Annotated in this window: 18 protein-coding genes, 2 pseudogenes and 1 riboswitch; of the genes and pseudogenes, 9 read left to right on the top strand and 11 right to left on the bottom strand. The window is 45.0% G+C overall.

Annotated elements, in window-relative coordinates:
- The first annotated feature begins 60 nt into the window (after positions 1–60).
- The 4 genes and pseudogenes from ACED41_RS12815 to ACED41_RS12800 all read left to right on the top strand — a co-directional run bounded on the left by ACED41_RS12815 (position 61) and on the right by ACED41_RS12800 (position 3,390).
- Complete coding sequence (locus ACED41_RS12815) at positions 61–354, top strand: YebG family protein (RefSeq protein WP_008223840.1); 294 nt, start codon at positions 61–63, stop codon at positions 352–354.
- A 155-nt stretch (positions 355–509) separates the two neighbouring features.
- A riboswitch (Fluoride riboswitch) is annotated at positions 510–594 on the top strand.
- 194 nt (positions 595–788) lie between these two features.
- On the top strand, positions 789–1,481 hold the full coding sequence (locus ACED41_RS12810) for an iron-sulfur cluster assembly scaffold protein (RefSeq protein WP_371725096.1): 693 nt from the start codon (positions 789–791) through the stop codon (positions 1,479–1,481).
- Between the two features lie 25 nt (positions 1,482–1,506).
- On the top strand, positions 1,507–2,496 hold the full coding sequence (locus ACED41_RS12805) for a GGGtGRT protein (RefSeq protein ID WP_065584394.1): 990 nt from the start codon (positions 1,507–1,509) through the stop codon (positions 2,494–2,496).
- Between the two features lie 228 nt (positions 2,497–2,724).
- Positions 2,725–3,390: pseudogene (locus tag ACED41_RS12800) on the top strand (MarC family protein).
- A gap of 51 nt (positions 3,391–3,441) precedes the next feature.
- On the opposite strand, the gene ushA reads toward ACED41_RS12800, so the two are convergent.
- Entirely contained in the window at positions 3,442–5,142 is a 1,701-nt protein-coding gene (gene ushA / locus ACED41_RS12795) for a bifunctional UDP-sugar hydrolase/5'-nucleotidase UshA (protein WP_371725095.1), read from the bottom strand.
- A 505-nt stretch (positions 5,143–5,647) separates the two neighbouring features.
- Here ushA and dapD point away from each other — a divergent pair.
- Both dapD and ACED41_RS12785 read left to right on the top strand, forming a co-directional pair.
- Positions 5,648–6,679: a 2,3,4,5-tetrahydropyridine-2,6-dicarboxylate N-succinyltransferase gene (dapD, locus tag ACED41_RS12790; RefSeq protein WP_371725094.1), complete on the top strand. Its 1,032-nt coding sequence runs from the start codon at positions 5,648–5,650 to the stop codon at positions 6,677–6,679.
- A gap of 251 nt (positions 6,680–6,930) precedes the next feature.
- Positions 6,931–7,788 (top strand): DUF2971 domain-containing protein, encoded by an 858-nt coding sequence (locus ACED41_RS12785; RefSeq protein WP_371725093.1) that lies wholly within the window; start codon positions 6,931–6,933, stop codon positions 7,786–7,788.
- A gap of 217 nt (positions 7,789–8,005) precedes the next feature.
- On the opposite strand, the gene purL is transcribed toward ACED41_RS12785, so the two are convergent.
- On the bottom strand, positions 8,006–11,914 hold the full coding sequence (gene purL / locus ACED41_RS12780) for a phosphoribosylformylglycinamidine synthase (RefSeq protein ID WP_371725092.1): 3,909 nt from the start codon (positions 11,912–11,914) through the stop codon (positions 8,006–8,008).
- A 329-nt stretch (positions 11,915–12,243) separates the two neighbouring features.
- Between purL and mltF the strand changes: the two genes are divergently transcribed.
- Together mltF and ACED41_RS12770 are read left to right on the top strand one after the other, a co-directional pair.
- Positions 12,244–13,812: a membrane-bound lytic murein transglycosylase MltF gene (gene mltF, locus ACED41_RS12775; protein ID WP_371725091.1), complete on the top strand. Its 1,569-nt coding sequence runs from the start codon at positions 12,244–12,246 to the stop codon at positions 13,810–13,812.
- Between the two features lie 316 nt (positions 13,813–14,128).
- Positions 14,129–14,260, top strand: coding sequence for a hypothetical protein (locus ACED41_RS12770; RefSeq protein WP_017059878.1), 132 nt, complete (start codon positions 14,129–14,131; stop codon positions 14,258–14,260).
- A 61-nt stretch (positions 14,261–14,321) separates the two neighbouring features.
- On the opposite strand, the gene tadA is transcribed toward ACED41_RS12770, so the two are convergent.
- The 7 genes and pseudogenes from tadA to ACED41_RS12735 all read right to left on the bottom strand — a co-directional run bounded on the left by tadA (position 14,322) and on the right by ACED41_RS12735 (position 21,333).
- Positions 14,322–14,927 carry a tRNA adenosine(34) deaminase TadA gene (gene tadA / locus ACED41_RS12765; RefSeq protein WP_371725090.1) on the bottom strand — a complete coding sequence of 202 codons (606 nt, stop codon included), beginning with the start codon at positions 14,925–14,927 and terminating at the stop codon, positions 14,322–14,324.
- 85 nt (positions 14,928–15,012) lie between these two features.
- Positions 15,013–16,302: pseudogene (locus ACED41_RS12760) on the bottom strand (hemolysin family protein).
- A 230-nt stretch (positions 16,303–16,532) separates the two neighbouring features.
- Positions 16,533–18,095, bottom strand: coding sequence for an AbgT family transporter (locus ACED41_RS12755; RefSeq protein ID WP_017059875.1), 1,563 nt, complete (start codon positions 18,093–18,095; stop codon positions 16,533–16,535).
- 297 nt (positions 18,096–18,392) lie between these two features.
- On the bottom strand, positions 18,393–18,842 hold the full coding sequence (locus ACED41_RS12750) for a prepilin-type N-terminal cleavage/methylation domain-containing protein (protein ID WP_371725089.1): 450 nt from the start codon (positions 18,840–18,842) through the stop codon (positions 18,393–18,395).
- On the bottom strand, positions 18,832–20,169 hold the full coding sequence (locus ACED41_RS12745; RefSeq protein ID WP_371725088.1) for a hypothetical protein: 1,338 nt from the start codon (positions 20,167–20,169) through the stop codon (positions 18,832–18,834). Before ACED41_RS12745 ends, ACED41_RS12750 begins: the two co-directional genes overlap by 11 nt.
- Positions 20,166–20,801: a PilW family protein gene (locus ACED41_RS12740; RefSeq protein WP_371725087.1), complete on the bottom strand. Its 636-nt coding sequence runs from the start codon at positions 20,799–20,801 to the stop codon at positions 20,166–20,168. The genes ACED41_RS12745 and ACED41_RS12740 overlap by 4 nt, the downstream gene beginning before the upstream one ends.
- Positions 20,785–21,333: a Tfp pilus assembly protein FimT/FimU gene (locus tag ACED41_RS12735; protein ID WP_371725086.1), complete on the bottom strand. Its 549-nt coding sequence runs from the start codon at positions 21,331–21,333 to the stop codon at positions 20,785–20,787. Before ACED41_RS12735 ends, ACED41_RS12740 begins: the two co-directional genes overlap by 17 nt.
- A 102-nt stretch (positions 21,334–21,435) precedes the next feature.
- Between ACED41_RS12735 and ACED41_RS12730 the strand changes: the two genes are divergently transcribed.
- The gene (locus tag ACED41_RS12730) at positions 21,436–21,867 is read left to right on the top strand and encodes a type IV pilin protein (RefSeq protein ID WP_371725085.1); all 432 of its coding nucleotides are present in this window, start codon (positions 21,436–21,438) and stop codon (positions 21,865–21,867) included.
- Positions 21,868–22,037: 170 nt separating this feature from the next.
- Here the strand turns inward: ACED41_RS12730 and dnaJ are convergent, their stop codons facing one another.
- On the bottom strand, positions 22,038–23,186 hold the full coding sequence (gene dnaJ, locus ACED41_RS12725) for a molecular chaperone DnaJ (protein ID WP_048608049.1): 1,149 nt from the start codon (positions 23,184–23,186) through the stop codon (positions 22,038–22,040).
- Positions 23,187–23,470: 284 nt separating this feature from the next.
- On the bottom strand, positions 23,471–25,384 hold the full coding sequence (dnaK, locus tag ACED41_RS12720) for a molecular chaperone DnaK (protein ID WP_017067645.1): 1,914 nt from the start codon (positions 25,382–25,384) through the stop codon (positions 23,471–23,473).
- Between the last annotated feature and the right edge of the window lie 379 nt (positions 25,385–25,763).

Genomic DNA, 25,763 nt, shown 5'->3' with positions numbered 1-25,763 from the left:
TTTTAACATCAGAAACTGTATAAAAAGCCAGTAAAATTTATCAAACTTAGAGGATTAACCATGGCTGTTATCGTCAAGTACGTGGTGGAACGCAACGGAGAAGAGAAAATGACTTTTACCTCTAAAGCCGAAGCTGACGCATACGACAAAATGCTGGATATGGCTGATGAGCTTTTTGAACTGTTAGGCAAAAGCGATTTAGTTGAAGATGAAGGCAAGCAAGAAGAACTTGCAATGTACCTAGCGAAGAACAAAGAAGAAGTTCTTTACGCATTAGGTGCTAAGCGTAAGCCAGCTCCGAAAAAAGCTAAGAAGCTTGAAGCTGTTGAAGACGCAGAAGAAGATGCAGCTTAACTAGCTGATACCTTTCTAAAAAACGTCAATGACGCCTCTAATCAGAGTTCGTTATTGGCGTTTTTTTATACTTATCGAAATATAATGAAGCTTGTTTATAGTCGAAATCGCTCTAAACATTCGCTTGCATGAAAGTGTGAGGAAGATCTAATCTATAGCCATCAGGTGATGGGGTTCCACCTAAGCTTTTGCTTCAACCGCCCGTTCTTTCCGAACAGTGCTAATGACTCCTACAGAATCGAAAACAGGTAATACTGTTGGACGTATCGCTATTCCTCCATTTTGAAATGGACTTAGTCTATTAAGACCAAGTTCCATGACACCTTTGGATTATCGATACTCAAGATCTGTAGTGAATTAGCCGCACCTCTTCCAACACGTCCTGTTTTCTCAACGCCCTAGGCCTTAAATGGCTCTATAAGTGAGAAAACATTATGCACTACTCTTCAGAAATTCAATCAATGTGCCCTATTCAAAGGGGTGATCTTCACAATTCAGCTCCAATTCCAGTTGAAGGCGCAATGGTTAGCCCAAAAGATGTCATCGCTATTTCTGGCTTAAGCCACGGTGTTGGCACTTGTGCACCACAACAAGGTGCTGCAAAACTGACTCTTAACGTAAAAAACGGCATCATCGAAGAAGCATTAATCGAAACGATTGGTTGTTCAGGTATGACTCAATCTGCCGCGATGGCTGCGGAAATCCTCACCGGAAAAACCATTCTAGAAGCGCTGAATACTGACTTAGTATGTGACGTTATCAACGTAGCGATGCGCGAAATCTTCCTGCAGTTTGTTTACGGTCGAACTCAGTCTGCTTTCTCTGAAGGTGGCCTAGAAATCGGCGCAGCATTGGAAGACTTAGGTCAAACACAGCGTAGCCAAGTCGGCACCAGTTATTCAACCTCAGCGAAAGGCGTTCGTTACCTAGAACTTGCAGAAGGTTACGTAACTAAGCTTGCACTTGATGATCACAGCGAAGTGATTGGCTATGAATATCTCAACCTCGGCAAAATGATGAAGGCGATTAACCAAGGCGTACCAGCGAATGAAGCTGCTGACCTTGCGACAGGGACTTATGGTCGCTTCGACGAAGCCGTGACCACCATTAACCCACGCCAACAATAATTTTTGCCAATAAAAGAGGAAAGATATGATGAACACTCAATTTAATGAATCAGTAACTCGCGTATTGGCAGAAATGAACTTCGACTCGTTGGAGCAAGCAAACCAATACTGTTTATCACACAATGTCGATCCAAAAGCATTAGTGATGGACACTCAACCTATCGCATTTGAAAGCGCAGCTGACGCTTACACTCTTGGTGCAGCATTGGCTCTGTTCCGTAAAGCGAACAACGCAGAACAAGCAGCGAATATCATTGGTGAAGGCCTTCAAGCATTCACAAAACCCGGCAGTGTTGCGGAGCAACGCCAAGTCGGTATCGGCCATGGCGCACTGGCTGCTCGCCTTCTCAATGAAGAGAGCCACTGCTTTGCTTTCCTTGCAGGCCATGAGTCTTTTGCTGCTGCAGAAGGTGCGATCAAGATTGCACTGAACGTGAACAAATCACGCAAAACACCATTGAAAGTTATCTTGAACGGTCTAGGTAAAGATGCCGCTTACCTAATCTCTCGCATCAATGGCTTTACTTATGTTCGCACTCAATTTGATTACCAAACGGGTGAGCTAGTTGAAACAGAACGTCGCCGCTTCTCACAAGGCCCTCGTGGCGAGATCTTGTGTTACGGCGCTGATGATGTACGTGAAGGTGTAGCGATCATGCACAGAGAAGAAGTGGATGTGAGTATCACGGGTAACTCAACCAACCCAACACGCTTCCAACACCCAGTAGCGGGTATCTACAAAGCAGAACGCACTCGCCAAGGTTTGCCATACTTCTCAGTTGCTTCAGGTGGCGGTACAGGTCGAACATTGCACCCAGATAACGTAGCAGCAGGCCCAGCGTCTTACGGCATGACCGATACCATGGGCAGAATGCACGCTGATGCTCAGTTCGCAGGTAGCTCTTCAGTTCCTGCTCACGTGGCGATGATGGGCTTCATCGGCATGGGCAACAACCCAATGGTCGGAGCGACGGTTGCATTGGCTGTGGCAGTGAGTGAATCTCAACACGCATAACGACAAAGTGAGTCCCACAATCTGCCTGTTATGTAGAGTCTGTTAGTTGAGAATCAAGCAATAACGGACGACTAAAACTCTACACCTATCACTAAAACCAAACAGCCAGCCTTATGCTGGCTGTTTTTTATTCACACTTGCTCTACTATCTATTTCTAATAATTATTTGTATCTAAGATTAAATACATTCTGCTGTCGTATTTAACTACATATTTTCAAAGGAATAATATGAAAGAGCTCATCATTCATACCATTACCGTGTTCATGGGCTTTTTTGCCATCATGAACCCTATCGCCAACACACCGATCTTTCTTTGATTAACAGGTGATAATGATAGGGAAACGGTCAAGTCTATCGCTTTCCGCTCAGTGTTCATCGCCTTCATCATCGTCAGCACCTTTGCTGTCTCGGGTAAACTCATCTTCGACCTCTTTGATATCACGCTTTACGCGCTTCGTATCACCGGCGGGATCCTCGTGTTCTTGATTGGCTTTCATATGCTGCAAGGTGACTCAACACACTCTAAAGCAAAAGAGAAGGTCAACTCAGACGCTCAACAAGATGCGGCGCTCAGTATCGCCGTCTCGCCACTGGCAATGCCAATATTAGCCGGACCGGGCACCATTGCCACCGCGATGAACTTTGCCAGCACCGAAGGCATCTACGAAACCATCGTCGCCTTTGGCCTACTATGCGCCTTAACCTACGTATTGTTTGTATTTGGCGAGCGCTTCGTTAAAGCCGTTGGACCAAGCGCACTGAACGTGATTACTCGAATGATGGGGTTGATACTCGCGGTAATCGGTATGCAGATGTTGATTGAAGGGATTGAGCAAGCTTATAAGGCACTGTTTGTTTCAGCTCAGAACAACAAATTTCTGATACAAAAATAGCCAGCGATTCGCTGGCTATTTTCTTTGGCGCTTTTGTTTACGAATTATAAATTAGTTCGCAGGGCAGCCTTTTACTTCTAAACCTTTACTCATGTAGATTAGATCACCATCCGCTGGTGCGTAATTCGCTGCAGTGACATCAGGGTTCTTAACAAAGAATTCGCGCAGTACCGAGGCATCCGTTAACTGTGTCGATTCAACGTCAATTACTGGGTAGTCATCACCACCAGCCGCACTGAAACTGATCACGGAGAACGTGTAAGTGTCTGCTAAATCAAAACCTTTGCCATTGATGTCTCGAATGGTCACATCACTCAAATCGCAGTCAACCGTTAAGCTGATATTGTCGAGTTGGGCATAAGCGCCGGATCCTGCAGTCTTCGTCGCAACAACGTCCAAATACGCTTTTACTTCAGCACCTGTCATCGTTGCTTTAGTCACGAAGTTCCCGAAAGGTTGAACCGTCAGTACATCACGATAAGCAATGTCTCCTGCCGCAATTGAGTCACGGACACCACCAGAGTTCATTACACCAAAGTCAGCATTCACCAATTCATAAGTGCGGTATGCTTCTCCTAACAAGTGACCAAGATTAGTTTGTTCTGAACGAACAACATCACGATCACCTTCCAGTTTTGCATCTGTCTTTGAGATGATGACATCGAGGAGATCTTGCCCTTGTTGTTGATATGGGTAGAGAGTAGCTTTTACATCTGCATCAGGCTTTATTTCAGATTGAATAAACTGATAATCACCGTTTTCATCCTTCTCTTTTAGGTTCACAGGAACCAGATCGTACTTCGCTAAATGCAGTTTGCCGTCATAAAACTCAAAGTCAGCTCTGCCTACATACTTACCCCACTCGTGAGCTTGCATGATGTAGGTACCATTTTGCTGATCAGGTTTGCAGTCATCCCCTGGGTTGAAGTCGGCGTATTCATTGCCTTCCATACAAACAGGGTTTTGAGAGTGTCCACCAATAATTGCATCTAGCTGACCTTCTTCTAGAGAGCGAGCAAGCAATACATCGCCAGGCGCTTCACTACCATGCTGACCATCTGCGTAATGCCCCATATGCGTGGTAGCAAAAATCAGGTCAACCGTTTCATTGGCCTCTATTTCTTTTATGGCTTTTTTGATTTCAACTTGTGGGTCGGCAAAGTGAATTGTCGCGACGTTGTCAGGATTAACTAATTTAGCCGTATCTTTGGTTGTCAGGCCAATAACAGCAATCTTTAAACCATTAATGGTGAATACTTTATATGGAGAGAAAAGGCGTTCATCAGTAACTGTGTCTCCATCTTTGATATAAATATTCGCCGCAAGCATCGGGAAGTCAGCTAGCTCAGATTGCATCTCAAGCACATCCAAGGTGTTGTCGAATTCATGGTTACCTAATGCCATCGCATCGTAACCAAGAAGGTTCATGCCAACAAAATCTGGTATCGCATCCTGCATATCAGACTCTGGAACACCAGTATTAATGTCACCACCGGACAGTAGGATCGTCTCACCACCGTTTTGAGTCACTTCCGCACGAATACTATCAATCAACGTCTTACGAGCCGCCATTCCATACTCACCCTTACTATTTTCCCAGAAGCGACCATGGTTATCGTTGGTATGTAAAACAGTAAACTTGGTACAAGAAGCGGCAGTGTCACATGTCACTGCGATATCGTCACTGTCCGAGCCACAACCAACCATCGCTACGCCGATAGATAACACCAGTAAAGACTTAGTAAAATTCATAGAAGATCCTTTATTAATCGTTTTAATGTCGTTATGGCAGGCAATATACTGACATCTTGCAGGGTTTTAGTGATCGTTCTCTTAATTACATGTCTGGAAAGTTGAGTATTTACCCTAACTGTAGGCACAAGCGATTAATCAACAGAAGTCGAATAATTCTGATAATAAACATGAATTTATAAAGAAAGTGTGACTCACTCTATTGATACGGCTAACAAGAGGATGGACTAAAGATAAGTGTCAGGCATGGAAATGAAATGGCACCGCGCTACTTAAGTAAGAACGCCCATATTTAAGAGCGAGGTATAATATCCGGATAATGAAAACTATCTCTCAAAAGACAAGCAATATCATTTTACAGACTTTATCCCGATACGCCCTTTCATAACGAGGGCGCTCTCTTTATGATGAACGCAATTAAATTAACTTTGCTAACGGCAGCGCTTGTTATTCGAGCCGTTGTTTTGGAATAGCAAAATCAAGACTCAACACATGGAGATTCAACATGGCTTATTTTTCACTAGCCTTCGGTACGGCAACCAAAAATCGCGACAATAAAATCATTGAAGCGTTCTTCCCTAACCCACTTCTAAACCCAAGCGACGCTCTTGTAGCGGCTGTGGCAGAAGTATCAGGTTACTCTGAAGGCAACCAAGCTATCGAAATCTCTGCTGCACAAAGCGCAGAACTGGCGAAGGCATTCGCAGCAAACGATGATGCAGCTAACGCATCTTTAGCAGAAAAAGCGGCAGCGTCTGAACAGCCACTTGTTCTTGTTGTTCTTGCTACTGACGAGAAGCCAGCATCAGTTGCTGAAGGCTTCCTAAAGCTACAACTTATCTCTAACCGCCTAGTACAACCACACGGTACGGTACTGGACGGCATCTTCGGTCTACTGCACAACATCGCATGGACAAACGAAGGCCCTATCGACCTACCTGAGCTGGCTGAGCGTCAAATCGAAGCTCGCCTTGCAGGTCGTGCTCTGTCTGTAGATTGCGTAGACAAGTTCCCTAAAATGGTGGACTACGTAGTACCAACAGGTATTCGTATTGCTGACACTTCTCGTGTTCGTCTTGGCGCACACGTAGGCGAAGGCACAACAGTAATGCACGAAGGTTTCATCAACTTCAATGCTGGTACAACTGGCGTGAGCATGGTTGAAGGTCGTATCTCTGCGGGTGTTGTTGTAGGTAACGGTTCAGACATCGGCGGCGGCGCTTCTATCATGGGTACTCTGTCTGGTGGCGGTACGATGGTTATCTCTATCGGCGAAAACTGCCTACTAGGCGCAAACGCTGGTCTTGGCTTCCCTATGGGCGACCGTTGTACGGTTGAGTCTGGTCTTTACGTGACTGCGGGTACTAAGGTTCGCATGTTAGATAAAGAAGGCAACGAAGTAGAGATCATTAAAGCTCGCGATCTAGCTGGCGTTTCTGATCTTCTGTTCCGTCGCAACTCAATCACAGGCCAAATCGAGTGCCTAGCGAACAAGTCTGCTGTTGAGCTAAACAGCGAACTACACAGCAACAACTAATCTAAGCGCTAGATGCTAGATGCTAGATGCTAGATGCTAGATGCTAGAAAATAATAAGCCGCTGGGGTTCAATCCAGCGGCTTTTTTGTATGTTCTGGGAATCATTATTGCCCCTTTCCGAGCTAGCGACGCTCAACCTCACAAATCACGATGCGGTAGTTTGACCTACTTTTTCTAAGCTGCACAATACCTATGAGATTAGACTTATATCAATCCATCTATAATCGTTAACACTTCTAGTAGGGCGTACAGTGAATATACCAAAAGAGTTATTTAAGTACCGAGATTTCGGAAAATACTCGGTGTTAAGCTTATTAAATAAAGGGCTTTGGATTCCTAAACCTTCTCAATTAAATGATCCTTTTGATGCCCAACTTAAGTTAAGTAAATCAGATGTCAACTCAAAGCAATTTAAGGAAGCCCTTTCCCACTTCATGTCTAGTTCTCTTAATTCCAAAGAAGAAGTACTCGACCCAGAATTTATTGATAGCTTATTTATCAATGGTAAACCTAACGATTATCTCAAAGATAAAGTTAATCAATTTTGCAGATTTTGGGATGAGACATCTGATAGTGTTGGTATTTTGTCGTTATCTGAAGACCCGATAAGTACCACTATGTGGTCTCATTATGGAGATGAACATAAAGGAATTTGTCTTGGTTACGACCCCGAGATATTGGCTCCAGAATCTCCAAACGGAGCGGGGGACTGGTTGCGTAAAGTTACATATAAAAATGAAATAGACATTGTAAGGAACGCGTATCTATTGTTTGCTATGACTGGAATGTCAAACTGCCATTATTCTCTAATGGAACTTTTTTATAGGATGCTCTCTACAAAATCCTCTGATTGGGAATACGAAAAAGAATGGAGGTTTCTGTGTCCAGATATAGGGGGCTGTGTATATAAACTCAATATTGATGCTATCACTAGTGTTACTTTTGGGCTGAGAACAACTGTCGAAACTAAAACAGCGGTTGGGCACCTTTTGCGCTATCACAAAAAACCTACACAGTTTTATCAAGTAATAAGGAGTGAACATACTGTAGGTTTAGAGCGCGTAAGAATGATCGATAATAAAAAGTATTGGTATCAACCATACGAATAGTTTTAATAACAAACTTTTAAGGTTTCAAGATACTTTTTCTAATCTTGTATAAAAGGTTTAGAGCTATAGGTCTAAGTCGTTCTATGTCCAAAAGTTTGTTATACACACATCCATTATACGGTGATCCCTACACCACACTCACCACCAAAAAAAGCGCAGACCTTTCGATCTGCGCTTGTGGTTATTGTCCCGATAACACTGTTTAAATCGTTTTCAATTAACCCACGTTCTTACGTGCGTTTTGGAACATACGCATCCAAGCGCCATTCTCGCCCCAACCTTCCGGAGACCAAGAGTTTGCAACCGTACGGAATACACGCTCTGGGTGAGGCATCATAATTGTCACGCGGCCGTCAGTCGTTGTTAAACCTGTGATAGCGTTTGGCGAACCATTCGGGTTATTCGGGTATTGCTGCGTTTGGTTACCGTTGTTATCAACGTAACGTAGAGCAACCGTACCTGAGTTTTCAATCGCGTTTAGGTGGTCGTTATCACGTACTTCTACGCGGCCTTCACCGTGAGAAACAGCGATTGGCATACGAGAACCTTCCATGCCGTTGAAGAATACAGAATCTGACTTCTGAACTTCTACTAGGCTGAAACGTGCTTCAAAGCGCTCAGATTCGTTGCGAACGAAACGTGGCCAGTACTCCGCACCTGGGATAAGTTCACGTAGATTCGACAGCATCTGACAACCGTTACACACACCTAGAGAGAAGGTATCTTCACGCTTGAAGAAGTTTTCAAACTGGTCACGAGTCGAGTCATTAAACAAAACCGACTTCGCCCAACCTTCACCAGCACCTAGTACATCACCGTAAGAGAAGCCACCACATGCCACAAGGCCGTTGTATTCTTCTAGTACCGCTTGACCTGTTAGGATGTCGCTCATGTGAATATCAGTTGCTTCGAAGCCTGCACGGTCGAATGCTGCTGCCATTTCAACGTGAGAGTTAACACCCTGCTCACGTAGAATCGCCATCTTAGGCTTAGCACCTGTGTTGATGAACGGTGCTGCGATGTCTTCGTTTACGTCAAAGCTCAGTTTCACGTTCAGACCTGGGTCCGAGTTGTCTTTCTTCGCTTCGTGTTCTTGGCCAGCACATACTGGGTTATCACGCAGACCTTGCATCTTGTGCGTTGTCTCAGCCCAGATAGTACGTAGTTCAGTACGGTTACGTTCAATCACTACAGACTCGCCAGACTTAATCACTAGTTCATCTGATGCTTCCCCTTCACCAACAACGCTGCCAATCACATGAGAACATGCTTCTAGACCGTTAGCTGCAAGAGTAGAAAGTACTGCGTCTAGGTCGTCGTTACGGACTTGGATTACTGCACCTAGCTCTTCGTTGAACAGTGCTGCTAGCGTGTCTTCACCTAACGCTTCAATGTTTGCATTAACACCACAGTGACCTGCGAATGCCATTTCTGCTAGCGTTACGAATAGACCACCATCGCCTTTATCGTGGTAAGCGACAACTTGGTCGTTCGCTACAAGTGCTTGAACGCCTTCGTAGAAACCTTTTAGTTGCGCTGCGTTGTCTACGTCTGCTGGCTTGTCACCAAGCTGCTTGTAAACCTGTGCAAGTGCTGTTGCACCCATACGGTTTTTGCCGTTACCTAGGTCGATAAGAACTAGGCTTGTATTACCTTTGTCAGTGCGAAGCTGAGGAGTAATCGTCTTACGAACATCTTCAACACGTGCAAACGCAGTGATAACAAGAGATAGCGGAGACGTTACTTCTTTCTGCTCGCCATTCTCTTCCCACTTAGTCTTCATCGACATTGAGTCTTTACCCACTGGGATAGTTAGGCCCAGAGCTGGACATAGTTCTTCACCAACCGCTTTAACCGCTTCGTAAAGACCTGCATCTTCACCTGGGTGACCTGCTGGAGACATCCAGTTAGCCGACAGTTTAATGTGTTTGATATCGCCGATGTTGGTCGCTGCGATGTTAGTAATTGCTTCACCAACCGCTAGACGAGCCGATGCGCCGAAGTCTAGAAGTGCCACTGGCGTACGCTCACCAAGAGACATAGCCTCACCGTGGTAAGAGTCGTAGCTTGCCGCTGTTACTGCGCAGTTAGCAACAGGAACCTGCCATGGACCAACCATTTGGTCACGAGCTACAAGGCCTGTTACCGAGCGGTCACCGATGGTGATAAGGAATGTTTTCTCAGCGACTGTTGGCAAGCGAAGAACACGGTCAACCGCTTCGTTCATCTCGATGCCAGAACGGTCAATCGCAGGGTTGTTAGCTTTTAGCGTTTTCGCGTCACGGTGCATCTTAGGTGTTTTACCTAATAGGATGTCCATTGGCATGTCGATTGGCGTGTTGTCGAAGTGTGAATCTTCTAATTTCAGATCACGTTCTTCAGTTGCTTTACCAACCACTGCGTACGGTGCACGTTCACGCTTACAAATCGCGTCGAACGTTGCCATGTCTTTATCAGCAACCGCCATTACATAACGCTCTTGAGATTCGTTACACCAGATCTCAAGTGGGCTCATGCCCGGCTCATCGTTTGGCACGTCACGTAGATTAAAGATACCGCCACGCTCGCCATCGTCGACTAGCTCAGGAAGAGCATTCGAGATACCGCCCGCGCCCACATCGTGGATAAATGCGATTGGGTTCGCATCACCAAGCTGCCAACAACGGTCGATAACTTCCTGACAACGACGCTCCATCTCTGGGTTTTCACGTTGTACAGAAGCGAAATCAAGATCTTCAGAAGAAGAACCAGAATCCATTGAAGATGCCGCACCGCCGCCAAGGCCGATGTTCATCGCAGGACCACCTAGAACGATTAGGCTTGCACCTACCGGGATCTCTTTCTTCTGAACGTGCTCATCACGGATGTTGCCAAGACCACCAGCTAGCATGATTGGTTTGTGGTAACCACGCACTTCTTCACCTGCGTGAGAGTTTACTTTCTCTTCGTAAGTACGGAAGTAGCCAAGTAGGTTTGGACGACCAAATTCGTTGTTGAATGCCGCGCCACCAAGAGGACCTTCAAGCATGATATCCAGAGCAGTAACGATACGGCTTGGCTTACCAAAGTCAGTTTCCCAAGGTTGAACGAAGTTCGGGATCTTAAGGTTAGATACAGAGAAAGCAACAAGACCCGCTTTTGGCTTACCACCAATACCGGTTGCGCCTTCATCACGGATTTCACCGCCTGAACCTGTCGATGCGCCTGGCCACGGTGAGATTGCCGTTGGGTGGTTGTGCGTTTCAACTTTCATCAAGATGTGTGTTTTTTCTTGGTGGTAGCTGTACTGGCGAGTTTCTGGATCTGGGAAGAAACGACCAACTTCAGAACCTGTCATTACCGCTGCGTTATCTTTATAAGCAGACAGAACATGTTCTGGTGTCGTTTCAAAGGTGTTCTTAATCATCTTGAACAATGATTTTTCTTGCTTAACGCCATCGATAGTCCAATCAGCGTTAAAGATCTTATGACGACAGTGCTCTGAGTTCGCTTGTGCAAACATCATTAGCTCGATGTCCGTCGGGTTACGACCTAGCTTCTCAGTGAAGCTTTCAAGAAGGTAATCAATCTCATCTTCTGCAAGTGCAAGACCTAGGGTAACGTTTGCTTTTTCAAGCGCTTTACGTCCACCAGTTAGTAGGTCAACTTCCGCATAAGGAGCAGGCTCAGCAACGGTAAATAGTGCCGCCGCTGATTCGAAGTCAGTGAAAACCACTTCCATCATACGGTCGTGCAGGATTGCTTTCAGCTCAACAAGTTGAAGTTCAGAAAGTTCAGCAGAGGTTTCAATGTAGAAAGCAGTACCGCGCTCTAGACGTGACACTTTAGCCAGTCCGCAGTTGTGTGCGATATCTGTTGATTTTGAAGACCAAGGCGAGATAGTGCCTGGGCGTGGCGTTGCAAGCAGCAGTAAACCTTCAGGTTCATGCTCTTCAATCGTTGGACCGTAAGTCAGTAGCTTTTCTAGCTTCTCAACTTCAGACTCATCTAGGTCTGCCGTTAGATCAGCAAAGTGGGCAAACTCAGCGTAAATACCTGTTACAGGTAAGCTTAATTCACGACAAAGCTCTAAAAGCTTGTTAACACGAAACTCAGATAGAGCTGGGGAGCCACGCAAAATTCTCATGTGCTTACGTCTCTTATGCAGTTGATTAAGGTAGTATTGGAATAAATTCAGTGGGTTAAAGGAAAAACCTAACTGTTTTCTTCGAAGCTATTCCCGAAGGTTTAAAAACCTATGCCGATCCCACCTCTTCAATGCGAGCGCATTATAAAGCATTTCTTTTTGTGACGTAACACCAAAAGCAACCGTTTGCGTGATTTTTTTTATCTTTCTGCGTAAATGGTACTTTTGCTGCATTTATCACCACTTTTACAACTGTTTAATTAAACCTGCTTTGCCAGCCTTGCGGGGTTTGGTATAAAGGAGCTTCCACTTTTCGAGATTTCATTTTGATGCCTAAATTTACGCTCATCTTTTCGTCTAAGTTCCTTCTGCTCGCCATCGCCCTATTTGGGTTGGCTGGATGCCAGATTGAATCTGAACCTAAAAGTGTCCTTGAGCAGATACGAGATCGTGGCGTTCTTCGTGTCGGCACCCTAAATAACCAACTCTCTTATTACATCGGTCCTGATGGTCCTGCTGGCTTGGATTACGAATTAGCTCGTGAATTTGCGCAGGAGCTTGGTGTAAAGCTTGAGGTTAAACCCGCTTACCGTTTGTCTGGCTTGTTCCCTGCACTGCAGAAAGGCGAAATCGATCTTATCGCGACCGGCTTAACGCAAAACAACAAACTGACACGAGCTTATCGCGCCGCACCTGCTTATTACTACGTAAGCCAACAGGTCGTATACAAAAAAGGCCAGTGGCGACCGAGAAACCTTGAACAACTGATCAATTTCGAGAATGAGCGTCAGGTTGACTTTGTTAAAGCACAAACTGAATCAGAAGAGGCGGCGTCTACTGACACATTAACGCCATCTTTGGTTGTGGTGAAAGACTCACACTTTGAACCAACACTCAAACTGCTGCAGAAAACGCACGATGACTTCATCTATGACGCGGTTGGCAATGCAGACATCAATGACCTGCTAAAAGAAGTATCAACAGGCGAACGTTTATTCACAGTGGCCGACTCTATCGAGCTATCACTGGCGCAACGTTTGTACCCAGATGTTGCCTTGGCATTTGAGCTGACAGAAGACCAACCTATCTCTTGGTACCTAAATAGATCGGAAGATGAAAGCCTGTATGCTTTGCTGATTGAGTTCTTCGGTAACCTAAAACAGTCTGGTGAACTGGCTTCACTAGAAGAGAAATACATCGGTCACATCGGCACTTTTGACTACGTTGATACTCGTGCCTTTATCCGCGCACTGGACAGCAAGTTGCCAAAATGGTCGCCGCTATTTCAAAGGTACTCTCAAGAATTTGATTGGCGCTTGATTGCCGCTTTGGCCTACCAAGAATCACACTGGAACCCTGTTGCGCGCTCACCAACGGGTGTTCGTGGCATGATGATGTTGACACTGCCCACCGCGAAGAGTGTTGGGGTAACCAACCGTCTCGACCCGAACCAGTCGGTACAAGGCGGTGTTGAGTACCTGCGTCGTATCGTGAACCGAGTACCAGATTCAATCACTCAACACGAAAAGATCTGGTTTGCACTTGCTTCATACAATGTCGGTTACGGGCACATGATGGACGCGCGTCGCCTCACGAAGGCACAAGGAGGAGATCCTGATGCTTGGGGCGATGTGAAAGACAGATTACCTCTGTTAAGACAGAAGAAGTACTACAGCCAAACTCGATATGGGTATGCGCGTGGTGATGAAGCGAGAAACTACGTTGAAAACATTCGCCGTTATTACCAAAGCATTATTGGCCATGTAAATAAGCGCAATAAAGAACAAGAAGCGACCCTTGAAGGTTTGGTGGTGATCCCACCTTTAGAAACCTCAGGTGCTGAATCGAGTATCAGCGCAGCTCAGTCGACAGTAAGCAGTTCTGAGCCTTCACAGTAAAACCCAAAAGAGCAATGCCATCTAGCATTGCTCTTTTTTATTGTCTTTTTTCGACTCTTCTTTCGTCACTAAGGGATAAGGGAAGCAGGCAAGAAAATGATGATGAGATCTAGAGTGTCATATTGCAGTAACAATCGAACCTTATAACGGCACACCACAATCAAGATTATGCTCTGTTGCACTGCAATGCTGGCTTTAGACTAGAACTGCTCTTCTATTTAAGCCAAGCGTGCGACAGGCCAAACAAACGAATAACACTATAATTAAATCGTTAGTCCAAACTAAAAAGTCAGACGACAAATAGGAAATCATTGAAATGATGAAGAAACTGAAATCGAAACGCCTTGATAAGACCGTTGCTGCAAACCGTCGTAAGCGTATGCTTTCAAATAATAAGAAGAAGATCATTTGGCGCAATCGCGCTTTCATGCAGATGATTGCTGAGTAAATGTAGTTACTCAGTCAGTTTGCTTGGCACTCTTGCGATAGAGAGTGCCGAAAGTACGCTGCTATTTCTTATTGCCAGCCTTCATCTCTGCTTCTAAACGCTGCTCTTCCAACAGACGTTCTTGCTTTCGCTTCTCTTTTATCTCTTTTCTACGACGCTTGAAAAACGCTTGTAATTGCTCACGGCACTCTTCCTCTAACAAACCATGTTCAACGTCGGCATAGTGGTATGAGGCCTGGCTTTCAAACAAATTCAACACTGTACCTGCAGCGCCTGCTTTTAAGTCTGGAGCACCAAACACAATGCGCTTTACTCGGCTGTGTAGCAAGGCACCTGCGCACATTGGGCAAGGCTCTAGCGTAACGTATAAAGTGGTATCGAGTAGCCGATAGTTTTCTAAGGTTTGACCGGCTTTACGCAAGGTTTCAATTTCTGCGTGTGCCGTTGCATCGTGGCTGCCAATCGAACGGTTCCATCCTTCAGAGATAATCTGCCCATCTTTCACTAATACCGCACCCACTGGAACCTCTCCCTCGCTCTCTGCTTGCTTAGCTACCTCAATGGCGCGTCGCATGAAGATTTCATCTTGAGGGGTGAATTGATGGTCTGACAAAGGGAACTCCAGAAAACAAAGGATAAAAACGAAAACAGGTATGCGGTGAAGCATACCTAATCTTCGTGATAATGAACAATAAAGAGGTTAAGACAACAAGAGACAATGAACCATTGCCGCTTGCTGGTTGGTCGAACTGTTAGCTATTAGCGTCTTCTGTGTCACCGGCTATTGGCGTCGCTTTGATGCTCACAATACGGTTATTCTCAACAGAGATAATTTCAAACTGCCACTGCTGGTATTGAACAACTTCGCCTGCATCCGGTAAGCGCCCTATTAACCAAGTCACAAGGCCATTCAACGTTTGGAAGCTCTCGCTTTCGCCCTCAAAATCCGATAGCTCTAAACGGTTTTTCAGTTCACTGATAGGAATCAATCCATCCACCAACAAACCGTCTTCCACTTGCTCGGTCCAAAGATCGTTCGGATTATTCGATAGCTCGCCAGCAATCGCCTCAAGAATATCGTAATGAGTCACAAGACCTTGAACATCGCCATACTCGTCGACAATGAATGCCATCTCGGTGCCCGACTCTTTAAAGTAGCCAAGTAGACGCAGAGCTTTCATCGATTCTGGAACATAGATCGGCGAGCGAGACAGCCCCATGATCACTTGAATGCTTAGATTGCCCGCCTGATTCAGCAAGGCTTTGGCTGACACTGTACCCACCACTTTATTGAGGTGATCTTGGCACAATGGAAACACACTGTGTTTTGATGAACGCAGTTTCTTTAATATCTGCTCAACGGGTTGGTCGACATCCAGAAAGTCGATGTCTCGACGCGGAGTCATCAATGAGCTCACAAGACGATCATCAAGCTGCAAGATATTACGAATCATCTCTTGTTCGCCGCGTTCAATCACACCCGATTCTGAGCCCTCTTTCACAAGTGCATGGATATCATCTTCGGTAACGCTATCTTCTTCACCGCCTCGGCCCATCAACTTAAGAATACCTTCCGTTGAAGCCGACAACGCAAACACAAACGGCGTCGCGATTTTAGATAACCAGAAGATTGGCAGCGCGACTAACACAGCAATGTTTTCAGCTTGAGACTGAGCAAAACGCTTTTGTACCAACTCACCGACAACGATAGCGAAATAAGTAATACCTACCACCACAACCGCAGTAGACAAGATGTTCGCTTATGTTGGGTCTAGTCCCCACAGTTCAAGTTGAACGGCTAGTGGAGCCGATAGCGTCGCCTCACCCACAATCCCGCTGAGTAGGCCGATTACCGTGATACCGATTTGGATTGTAGAGAGGAAGCGGGTTGGGTTTTCTTTGAGATCAAGAGCAACCTGAGCGGAGCGGTGTTTTTCGGCTAAGCGTTTCAGCCGACTATTTTTTGCTGCTACCAATGCAATCTCAAACATGGCAAACAGACCATTTAAAACAATTAACCCTACTAAAAGCAGAATTTTCATGTGGCTTGGATTTCCTAAATTTACCGGCCAACAATTAGCCGTAATCCGGAGTATAAGCTGAGTGCGTTTATTTGGGATATAGAAAGTTTTGAATATAAAAAGTTTTGGATATAGAAAGTTTTGGATATAAAAACCTTGGATATAAAAAACGGAAAAAATAGCGAAAAAAAGCCCGCACATTTCGGTGCGGGCTTAGCAATGAATAAAGCTTAGTTTTGCTTAGTTCAATCTTACATTGTGTAAGTGTAAGGTGCTTGGATACCTAGTGGGATACCAAGAGCCCAGTAAGCTAGCAAGAAGATAGACCAACCGATTAACATCGCAATCGAGAATGGCATCATTAGAGAAGCTAGAGTACCGATACCTGTCGACTTAACGTAGCGCTGACAGTAAACAACAACCAGTGGGAAGAACACCATTAGTGGAGAGATGATGTTAGACACTGAGTCACCTACACGGTAAGCCGCTTGAGATAGCTCAGGAGAGATACCCACAACCATTAGCATTGGAACTAGGATAGGACCAATCAGTGCCCACTTAGCTGAAGCAGAACCAACAAGAAGGTTAACTGCAGCCGTTAGTAGAATCATACCAACAACCGTTGCTTCACCTGGAAGGTCCATCGCTTTCAAGCCTTCAGCACCGTAAAGTGCCAGCATAGTACCGATGTTTGATTGAGCGAATGCAGATAGGAACTGAGCACAGAAGAACGACATTACAATGTATGCGCCCATCGTTGCCATCGTCTCAGACATTGCTTTGATAACATCATTACTATTCTTGAATGTACCCGCTACACGGCCGTAGACGATACCCGGAATAATAAACAGGATGAAGATCAGAGGAACGATAGACTTCATTACTGGTGCTGAGAACGCCGTTAATTCGCCTTCAGGTGAACGAAGTGCTGAGTTTTCAGGCATTAGAGCCGCGATAAGCAGACCAATACCGGCAACCATTGCCCAACCAGCGAATTTGAATGCTTTAGATTCAATGGCTGTGAACGTACCTAGATCAGGTGCTTGTTCTGCATCTTCATCTACAGGCGTATTAGCAAGACGAGGCTCGATAATTTTCTCTGTAACGTACCAACCAATTGCCACAATTAGAATTGAAGACAAACCAGTAAAGAAGATGTTCGCTAGAGGGTTGATCACATATGCAGGGTCAAGAACGTTTGCCGCTGTTTGAGTGAAACCAGCTAGTAGCGGATCAATACCTGAAGGGATAAAGTTCGCTGAGAAACCACCTGATACACCAGCAAACGCTGCTGCAATACCCGCTAGAGGGTGACGACCCGCAGCGTGGAAGATGATACCGCCAAGAGGGATTACTAGAACGTAACCTGCATCAGCTGCTGTGTGAGACACGATAGCAACCAAGATTAGCATCGGCGTTAGTAGCTTAGCTGGCGTGAAGTTAAGCATCTTCTTAAGGCCAGTCGTAATGAAGCCTGAAGAGTCTGCAACGCCAACACCTAGCATAGCAACAAGTACGATGCCTAGAGGTGCGAAGCCTGTGAATGTGGTAACCATATTCGCTAGGAAGCTAGCAAGCGCTTCACCAGTTAGTAGGTTGTTTACTTCAAGAGCAGCACCCGTTTGAGGGTTGATTAAGTCGAATGAAAGATTCGATAAAAGTGCAGATGCTACCCATACAATAACTAGAGCCCAGAAGAACAGGATTGCTGGATCTGGAATTTTGTTGCCGGCGCGTTCAATGAAGTTTAGAAAGCGGTCCATACCACTGATCTTCTCAGTCGATGGTGCTTTTTTTACGGCTTGGTTACTCATTGTAACTCCATATGTGATGTTGTTTTGTTTAGGCCTAATATAAGTTTTGACCACGGCCTATTGGTACAGCACATATTCTATTAAAGTCGCTGTTAAAAAGCACAAGGTTCCACATCATTTTCCATAAATGGAGACATATTTTGCAAAAATACTGTACAACAGCAACAATATAAAAACACAAAAAACACCATTCCATATACAGAGTTTTAACTGGCACGTAAACAATGTCCGAGGAGTGAAAACTATCAGTAAAGGGGATGCGTAGGCCTTGGCATGCAGTAAACGTTTGCTTGAGGGTCAATCAAACTCACTGTATTTGGAGAGCATAGTTTCGAGATAAATACTTTGCGCGCGGTTCATACGATCTTGCCATGCAATTGTGACAGTAATGTTTTTGAGCGCGCCAGATAAGGCTCCGCTCGCATTGGTGACTTCACATGTCATCGAATACGCAGAGCCCGATAAACCGGATAAGGGATCTGAACTCGCAATGTTGAGACAGTAGCTCGATTGATTTAGTTCCTCAAAAGGAATAAGCCCTACCGCCCCACTAACATTGAGCGCGCGAGTTCGATAATACTCCATCTGCCTTTCAGCAAAGTGAAGTGCCTGTACACTGTGAAGCGCAAAGTCCGACTTTTGCTCCGCATAAACTTGCAGCTTAACCAACCCTAACGAAGCAACACCGATGAGCAAAAAAGAGATAAGCACCTCTATCAAACTGAAACCTCGTTGTTTAGAAGTCATTCCATGATCCTCGCTTCCATTGATAAATAGAAGGCGGATCACTCGGATTAGACTCTGAACGAAAATCCAAATCCATATCACCCACAATCGTTGTCACCCCAAGTGGCGAATCGAAGATAAGGCCACCTGAAGGTAAACCAGAAGCAAATTGAATCCCGACACTTTTTTTCAGGACGGTAGCGTCATCGATGTCTTTGATAAAAGGTGCAAATACATTAGGAGTAACAAGCGCTTCCCAGAAGTCATCTATACGAGTTTTAACATGACTCTTTTGATAATCGACCAAATGATAAATCACACCGTTGTAAGTCATGGCACCATTTAACGCGAGCACACCATCTTGAATCACTAGAAGTTGAGATTGATTGTTGGCGGCGGCAACCGCTGAATTGATATAGCAATTTCCCTCAACCCACAATCCCTTGGTTTGCCCAGGAGTAAAATGGTCCATGATTTCGGTGCCACACTCTGTCGCATTCAGTATCTGTACGTGCTTAAAAAGGTCAGTGTCTTGAGATAAGTCGACAATATTTTGATCCGTTTTAGCGATACCAAAAAAGGTATAAAACGGGTTCATATTAGGATCAGGATTAAAATCTTTTTTGAAGGGAAGCGGATTCGTTCCTTGATAGGAATCAGGCGCATAGATTGAATAACTACTTCCCGAACTGCCTTTAGGGATCTCCGTCTTATAGTCGCTATCACACACGCCATCAAAACCAGAAAACGGACCATCCGCACTTGGGTCAAGCACTTCTAAGCCTAACGTTTGTCCTGAATCACCATGTGTTGAATCGTATTGGTAAGTAAAAAGGTCGGCAAAAGTAACACTCACGCATTCATATTCATTACCACTAATCGGTTCTTCTTTAACTGTAGGCTTCAGGCTCAATGTACCAACTATCTCTATTGGCCCTGTCGACTGGATTGCTCCCGTGCCTAACTGGGAATGTTCTCTTATCGTCTTATGAAGAGAGTTGGTGTTCGAAGAAGACGTCACCAAATAAGCACTAGAACTAGCACTGCTCGATACATCGATTTGAGGCTGATTTTGATAAGGAGAGCACCAATCTGCAAAGTCGGCTGGACGAGTACTGGCATCTTGAATATCAGCAACACTTTTATCTAATTCAAGTAGATAAGCGTAAGTGCACTCTAAACCACCTTCCGCTTGCCAGTGTTCTTTGCGCGATTGGACCTCATTTTGCGCCCGCTTGATTTGATAGAACGTGACCTTAAATGAACCAAGAGAAACGATCAGTACACCAATCAAGAGAATACTGACTAACATCAGCGTTATCGCTCCTTGTTGCTTATCACTCTTCATTGCCAGTTCCTTTGCACAACGGATGTCATCACTTTTTGGCTCAAATCCGCATTCACTAACGACGCCTCAAGCGTCATGTTGATCCTTTGAGAACTCGCCTGACTGCTCGATATGTCTTTCACAGAAACAGAGAACGCATCTATCTGAATTTGTCGTTCGAAGAACAAACTTTGACACGTCATCGTCACATCACCGCTTGCATTGCTAAATGGCTTTTCATCGATAGCCAAAAGATCGGTCGATTCTCCAAGGCAGTAGTTGAGCTTATTGTCTTTGAACTGATAAACAATATTTCGATAAGCAGATGAGGTACTATTTTGCAGATAAACAAAACCAAGATAAGCTTCATCAGCACTGATTTGCTGGGCATAAATCGTATTTGGTGCACCTGATAACTTTACCGACTGTCCGGCATTGGCGTTATATCCGGCACGCAAAATCTCTTCTTTCATCATTTGTGCAGTGGAGAACAAGTTTTGTGAAAGGAGCACCTCCAGGCTTTTCTCTGAGCTTAGACGTTGGTTAGTGATGAACACACTACCAATCGTCCCTATAACAATCACGCCTATAGCAGAGGCCACCATCATTTCTACCAAGGTACTACCTTGAGCAAGCTTAGTTGCAGATCTCATAACCATAGTGACCAATGCTGTTGCGCCCATCGCTATTAGGGTCGCTGCTGCAAATCCGAATACGCCCTGTTGTATTTGATGCCTTAATAGAAAGTTCTTCAGACGGGGGACTCACTGAAGCTATGGTGACGTTACCATTAATAAAGCGACCTCTTACTCCATCAATAGAGATTGAGTTCTGATTTAAAAAGCTGAACGAGACTGTGATATCTTGATAGGCTGAACCATCAAGATGCATCACCACATTACCTGGCACATAAGAAGCGGTAGTGCTGAGAACCAAATCCCACTCACCTTCTGTATCCTCAATCGCACCTAACGTATTCGAAACCAAAAATAGAAGGTGTAGTTCTTGGTTTCGGGCAATGGCTTCGGATCGCGCAGTAACCAAGAAACCATGAACCTCAGGGGCGAGTCTTTGAATTTTGGAGGATGCTAACAGAGAACTAAAACTCGGGGCAGCAGCAGCCAGCAGTACTGAAAGTACCACGACCGTAATCAGCAGCTCTAGAAGCGTAAACCCGCGAGTCATTTCCCAAATTCCTATGTAATTCAGTGCGTAACCGTATTTAATCTTGCAGCGATGCTACCACCGGAGAAGAATGTACTGGGTTATGAAAGGAAACTACTCGCGATGATTCGAAAAAATATATGCAACAGCAACAACATAAGCATGAGAGGGATGACATTGATCGAGTTATTGCTCGCTGTCGCTATCGTGGGGATACTCGGTGCAATTGCTTACCCAAGTTATACAAACCATGTCATCAAAGCGCATCGAGTCACAGCAATGGCCGATATGACCAAGATGCAACTGGAGATGGAGACCTTGTACACGGGGAACTATGCATCGGCAGCAGAGAGTATAATTTCAGGAGGGACATGCTTGTTTTGTGATACCGATACTAACCGGTACACGCTAGCGATATCTGCGAGTAGCTCCACCTATTCAATTCAAGCTGAACCACTCTCACCACAAACAAACGATGATTGCTTAGATTCGACGACCGATATTTTGGAGCTAAACCATTCTGGCGTTTCAGAGCCAGAAGCGTGTTGGAAGTAACAAGAGCAACCACCAAAGGGCTCTAGAATTTATCTGATAAATCTCGACTCTTTCTTCTCGAGCTTCTTTTCCCCTGATCTACAGATACAAAAAAGCCTGCTACATGAGCAGGCTTTTCTAATATTATCAACAACCTAAAGTATCAATAACCTAATACATCAATGAATTGATTACTTAGTTAGGTCATCGAAGAAGTTTTTAACGCCGCTAAAGAAACCTTCAGATTTTGGCTTATGCTTACTTGCCGCTTCACCACAACATGTTTCTTCGAATTCACGCAGTAGTTCTTTTTGGCGAGAGCTTAGCTTAACTGGAGTCTCAACCACTAGCTTAACAATTAGGTCACCCACACCGCCGCCACGAACGCCTTTCACGCCTTTGCCACGCATACGGAACATACGGCCCGTTTGTGTTTCTTCTGGCACTTTAAGGTTTACACGACCATCCAGTGTTGGAACTTCAACTTCACCGCCTAGAGCAGCCATAGAGAAGCTTACTGGTACTTCGCAGTAAAGGTTGTTGCCGTCACGTTCGAAGATGTTGTGCTCTTTTACGTGTACTTGTACGTACAGATCGCCAGCTGGAGCGCCTTGCTCTCCCGCTTCGCCTTCGCCTGATAGACGAATACGATCGCCAGTATCAACACCAGCAGGGATCTTAACGTTAAGTGTTTTCGTCTTCTGTTTGCGACCTTGACCATGACATGAGTTACATGGGTCTTTGATGATCTTGCCTTTACCGTTACAAGTAGGACAAGTCTGTTGAACCGCAAAGAAACCTTGGCGCATTTGTACTTGGCCGTGGCCATGACAAGTGCCACACGTTTGTGCAGAAGAACCCGCTTTCGCGCCGCTGCCGTCACAAGTATCACACTCTACAAGTGTTGGTACTTCGATTTCTTTAGAAACACCACGAACCGCTTCTTCTAGAGAAAGTTCCATGTTGTAACGTAGATCTGAACCACGTTGTGCACGCTGTTGACCGCCACCACGACGACCGCCGCCGAAGATGTCGCCAAATACGTCACCGAAGATATCGCCGAAGTCACCTTGGCCACCGCCGCCAAAACCACCGCCGCCGCCCATGCCACCTTGTTCAAAGGCTGCATGACCGTATTGGTCGTAAGCTGCTTTCTTTTGAGAATCGGTTAGGATCTCGTACGCTACTTTTACTTCTTTAAACTTATCTGCTGCGGTCTCATCACCCTGGTTACGGTCCGGGTGGAATTTCATCGCTAAGCGTTTGTACGCTTTTTTAATATCGCGCTCTGATGCATCGCGGCTTACGCCTAATACTTCGTAAAAATCACGTTTTGACATGTTCTAGGTCACCAAAATAATTGCTACTACCGAATGATCACTTCAGTAGTCTGTGTATCAATCTAGATAAAAGTTCTGCCGGCTGAAATGCCGAATAAAGCTATTATCTAGATCGACAAGTCTAAATACAAATTTACGGGCGTGAGAGTTACCTCTGACGCCCGCAATAATAAGTCTTTGAGACAAATTTCTAAGCAGATAGCTTGAGTCCTAAGTGGAAGCGCGGAGCCTACGTTAGTAGGTGGACACTTCCGATAACGAAATCAGGCTACTCTGCGACGAAATTATTTTTTGTCTTCTTTAACTTCTTCAAACTCAGCGTCTACAACATCATCGTCTTGCTTAGGTTGTTCACCAGCGTCAGCACCAGCTTGTTCAGCTTGAGCTTTCTGTTGAGCAATTTCCATTAGCTTTTGAGCTGCTTGCATCAGTTCTTGAACTTTAGCGTCGATAGCTTCTTTATCGTTACCAGACTTAACTTCTTCTAGTGCAGTGATAGCCGCTTCGATTTTAGCTTTCTCGTCTGCAGGTAGAGCTTCACCAGCTTCTTCTACTTGCTTCTTAGTGCCGTGAATCATTTGGTCAGCTTGGTTACGTGCAGTTACTAGCTCTTCGAACTTTTTGTCCGCTTCTTTGTTAGCTTCTGCTTCTTGTACCATTGCTTCGATCTCTTCCTCAGACAGGCCGCCTGATGCTTGGATAGTGATCTTCTGCTCTTTACCTGTTGCTTTATCTTTAGCAGATACGTTCAGGATACCATCAGCATCTAGGTCGAATGTTACTTCGATTTGTGGCATGCCACGTGGTGCTGGTTGGATACCTTCTAGGTTAAACTGACCAAGAGACTTGTTGTAAGTCGCTTGCTTACGCTCACCTTGAAGAACGTGGATAGTTACTGCGTTTTGGTTGTCTTCAGCTGTAGAGAACACTTGATCCGCTTTAGTAGGGATAGTTGTGTTTTTCTCGATAAGCTTAGTCATCACGCCGCCCATCGTTTCGATACCGAAAGATAGAGGAGTAACGTCTAGTAGTAGAACGTCTTTAACGTCACCCGCTAGTACACCACCTTGAACAGCAGCACCCATTGCAACAGCTTCGTCAGGGTTCACGTCTTTACGTGGCTCTTTACCGAAGAATTCAGTTACTTTAGCTTGAACCATAGGCATACGAGTTTGACCACCAACTAGGATAACGTCAGTGATTTCGCCTACAGATAGGTCAGCATCCGCTAGAGCAACTTTTAGTGGCTCAAGAGAACGTTGAACTAGGTCTTCAACTAGAGACTCAAGCTTCGCACGAGTCACTTTGATGTTCATGTGCTTAGGACCAGTCGCATCAGCAGTAACGTAAGGTAGGTTTACGTCAGTTTGAGTAGTAGAAGAAAGCTCGATTTTCGCTTTTTCTGCTGCTTCTTTAACACGCTGCATTGCTAGTGGATCAGCTTTAAGGTCGATACCTTGCTCTTTCTTGAACTCATCTACTAGGTAGTTGATCATGCGGTTATCGAAATCTTCACCACCAAGGTGAGTGTCACCGTTAGTTGAAAGAACTTCGAAAGTCTTCTCGCCTTCTACTTCATCGATTTCGATGATAGAGATATCGAATGTACCACCACCAAGGTCGTATACAGCGATAGTGCGATCACCACCTTGCTTGTCTAGGCCGTAAGCTAGAGCAGCAGCAGTTGGTTCGTTGATGATACGTTTAACATCTAGACCAGCGATACGGCCAGCATCTTTCGTTGCTTGACGTTGAGCATCGTTGAAGTAAGCAGGAACAGTTACTACTGCGCCAGTTACTTCTTCGCCTAGGAAGTCTTCAGCTGTTTTCTTCATTTTCTTAAGAACTTCAGCAGATACTTGAGGAGCAGCCATTTTTTGGCCTTGCGCTTCTACCCATGCATCACCGTTGTCAGCCTTAACAATGTTGAAAGGCATGATTTCGATATCGCGTTGAACTTCTTCATCTTCAAAACGACGACCGATTAGACGCTTGATAGCGAACAGTGTGTTTTGAGGGTTAGTAACAGCTTGACGTTTTGCAGGTTGACCAACTAGCGTTTCGCCTTCTGTGTATGCGATTACTGATGCTGTTGTGCGTTCGCCTTCAGCATTTTCAATTACGCGTGGTTTGTCGCCGTCAAGAACAGCAACACAAGAGTTAGTAGTACCTAAATCAATACCAATGATTTTACCCATCAGGCCATCTCCGAATATATATTATTTAGTTTTTTGCTATACCCACATATGTGGGGGTGGTAATCAGGGAATCAACCCTAATACACAAAATTAAAGTGCAAATGTAATTTGCTTTCGTATGCACCATAGATAAGGGCTGCAAACTGGTTTTCAAGGGAAAAAGTAAAAAAAATCTGATTTTTTCCCTATCTTTCTGCTTAAGAAGAAAAAGTAGCTCATCCCTTACGGTTTAAGGCGCCAAAGTTGACACATTCATGCGTTCACCTTCAGCAATAAAATAGTCGCCCTATTCTATTTCACATAAAAAAAGACCTTCACTAGGAATAATGCCGTTCACTTAAGAGTGAACGGCATTTTTGTTCTTAGCATACCGTTGTGG

This window comes from Vibrio sp. 1F255 (assembly GCF_041439145.1).
Taxonomy (GTDB): Bacteria; Pseudomonadota; Gammaproteobacteria; order Enterobacterales; family Vibrionaceae; genus Vibrio; species Vibrio crassostreae_C.
The sequence above is the reverse complement of the archived record's forward strand: the minus strand, read 5'-3'. Positions and strand labels throughout refer to the sequence as shown.

Bases quoted from the DNA above. Each gene is read 5' to 3' on its own strand.
- ACED41_RS12815 (WP_008223840.1), top strand. From the start codon at position 61: ATGGCTGTTATCGTCAAGTACGTGGTGGAACGCAACGGAGAAGAGAAA.
- ACED41_RS12810 (WP_371725096.1), top strand. From the start codon at position 789: ATGCACTACTCTTCAGAAATTCAATCAATGTGCCCTATTCAAAGGGGT.
- ACED41_RS12805 (WP_065584394.1), top strand. From the start codon at position 1,507: ATGATGAACACTCAATTTAATGAATCAGTAACTCGCGTATTGGCAGAA.
- ushA (WP_371725095.1), bottom strand. From the start codon at position 5,142: ATGAATTTTACTAAGTCTTTACTGGTGTTATCTATCGGCGTAGCGATG.
- dapD (WP_371725094.1), top strand. From the start codon at position 5,648: ATGGCTTATTTTTCACTAGCCTTCGGTACGGCAACCAAAAATCGCGAC.
- purL (WP_371725092.1), bottom strand. From the start codon at position 11,914: ATGAGAATTTTGCGTGGCTCCCCAGCTCTATCTGAGTTTCGTGTTAAC.
- mltF (WP_371725091.1), top strand. From the start codon at position 12,244: ATGCCTAAATTTACGCTCATCTTTTCGTCTAAGTTCCTTCTGCTCGCC.
- ACED41_RS12770 (WP_017059878.1), top strand. From the start codon at position 14,129: ATGATGAAGAAACTGAAATCGAAACGCCTTGATAAGACCGTTGCTGCA.
- tadA (WP_371725090.1), bottom strand. From the start codon at position 14,927: ATGCTTCACCGCATACCTGTTTTCGTTTTTATCCTTTGTTTTCTGGAG.
- ACED41_RS12755 (WP_017059875.1), bottom strand. From the start codon at position 18,095: ATGAGTAACCAAGCCGTAAAAAAAGCACCATCGACTGAGAAGATCAGT.
- ACED41_RS12750 (WP_371725089.1), bottom strand. From the start codon at position 18,842: ATGACTTCTAAACAACGAGGTTTCAGTTTGATAGAGGTGCTTATCTCT.
- ACED41_RS12745 (WP_371725088.1), bottom strand. From the start codon at position 20,169: ATGAAGAGTGATAAGCAACAAGGAGCGATAACGCTGATGTTAGTCAGT.
- ACED41_RS12740 (WP_371725087.1), bottom strand. From the start codon at position 20,801: ATGAGATCTGCAACTAAGCTTGCTCAAGGTAGTACCTTGGTAGAAATG.
- ACED41_RS12735 (WP_371725086.1), bottom strand. From the start codon at position 21,333: ATGACTCGCGGGTTTACGCTTCTAGAGCTGCTGATTACGGTCGTGGTA.
- ACED41_RS12730 (WP_371725085.1), top strand. From the start codon at position 21,436: ATGATTCGAAAAAATATATGCAACAGCAACAACATAAGCATGAGAGGG.
- dnaJ (WP_048608049.1), bottom strand. From the start codon at position 23,186: ATGTCAAAACGTGATTTTTACGAAGTATTAGGCGTAAGCCGCGATGCA.
- dnaK (WP_017067645.1), bottom strand. From the start codon at position 25,384: ATGGGTAAAATCATTGGTATTGATTTAGGTACTACTAACTCTTGTGTT.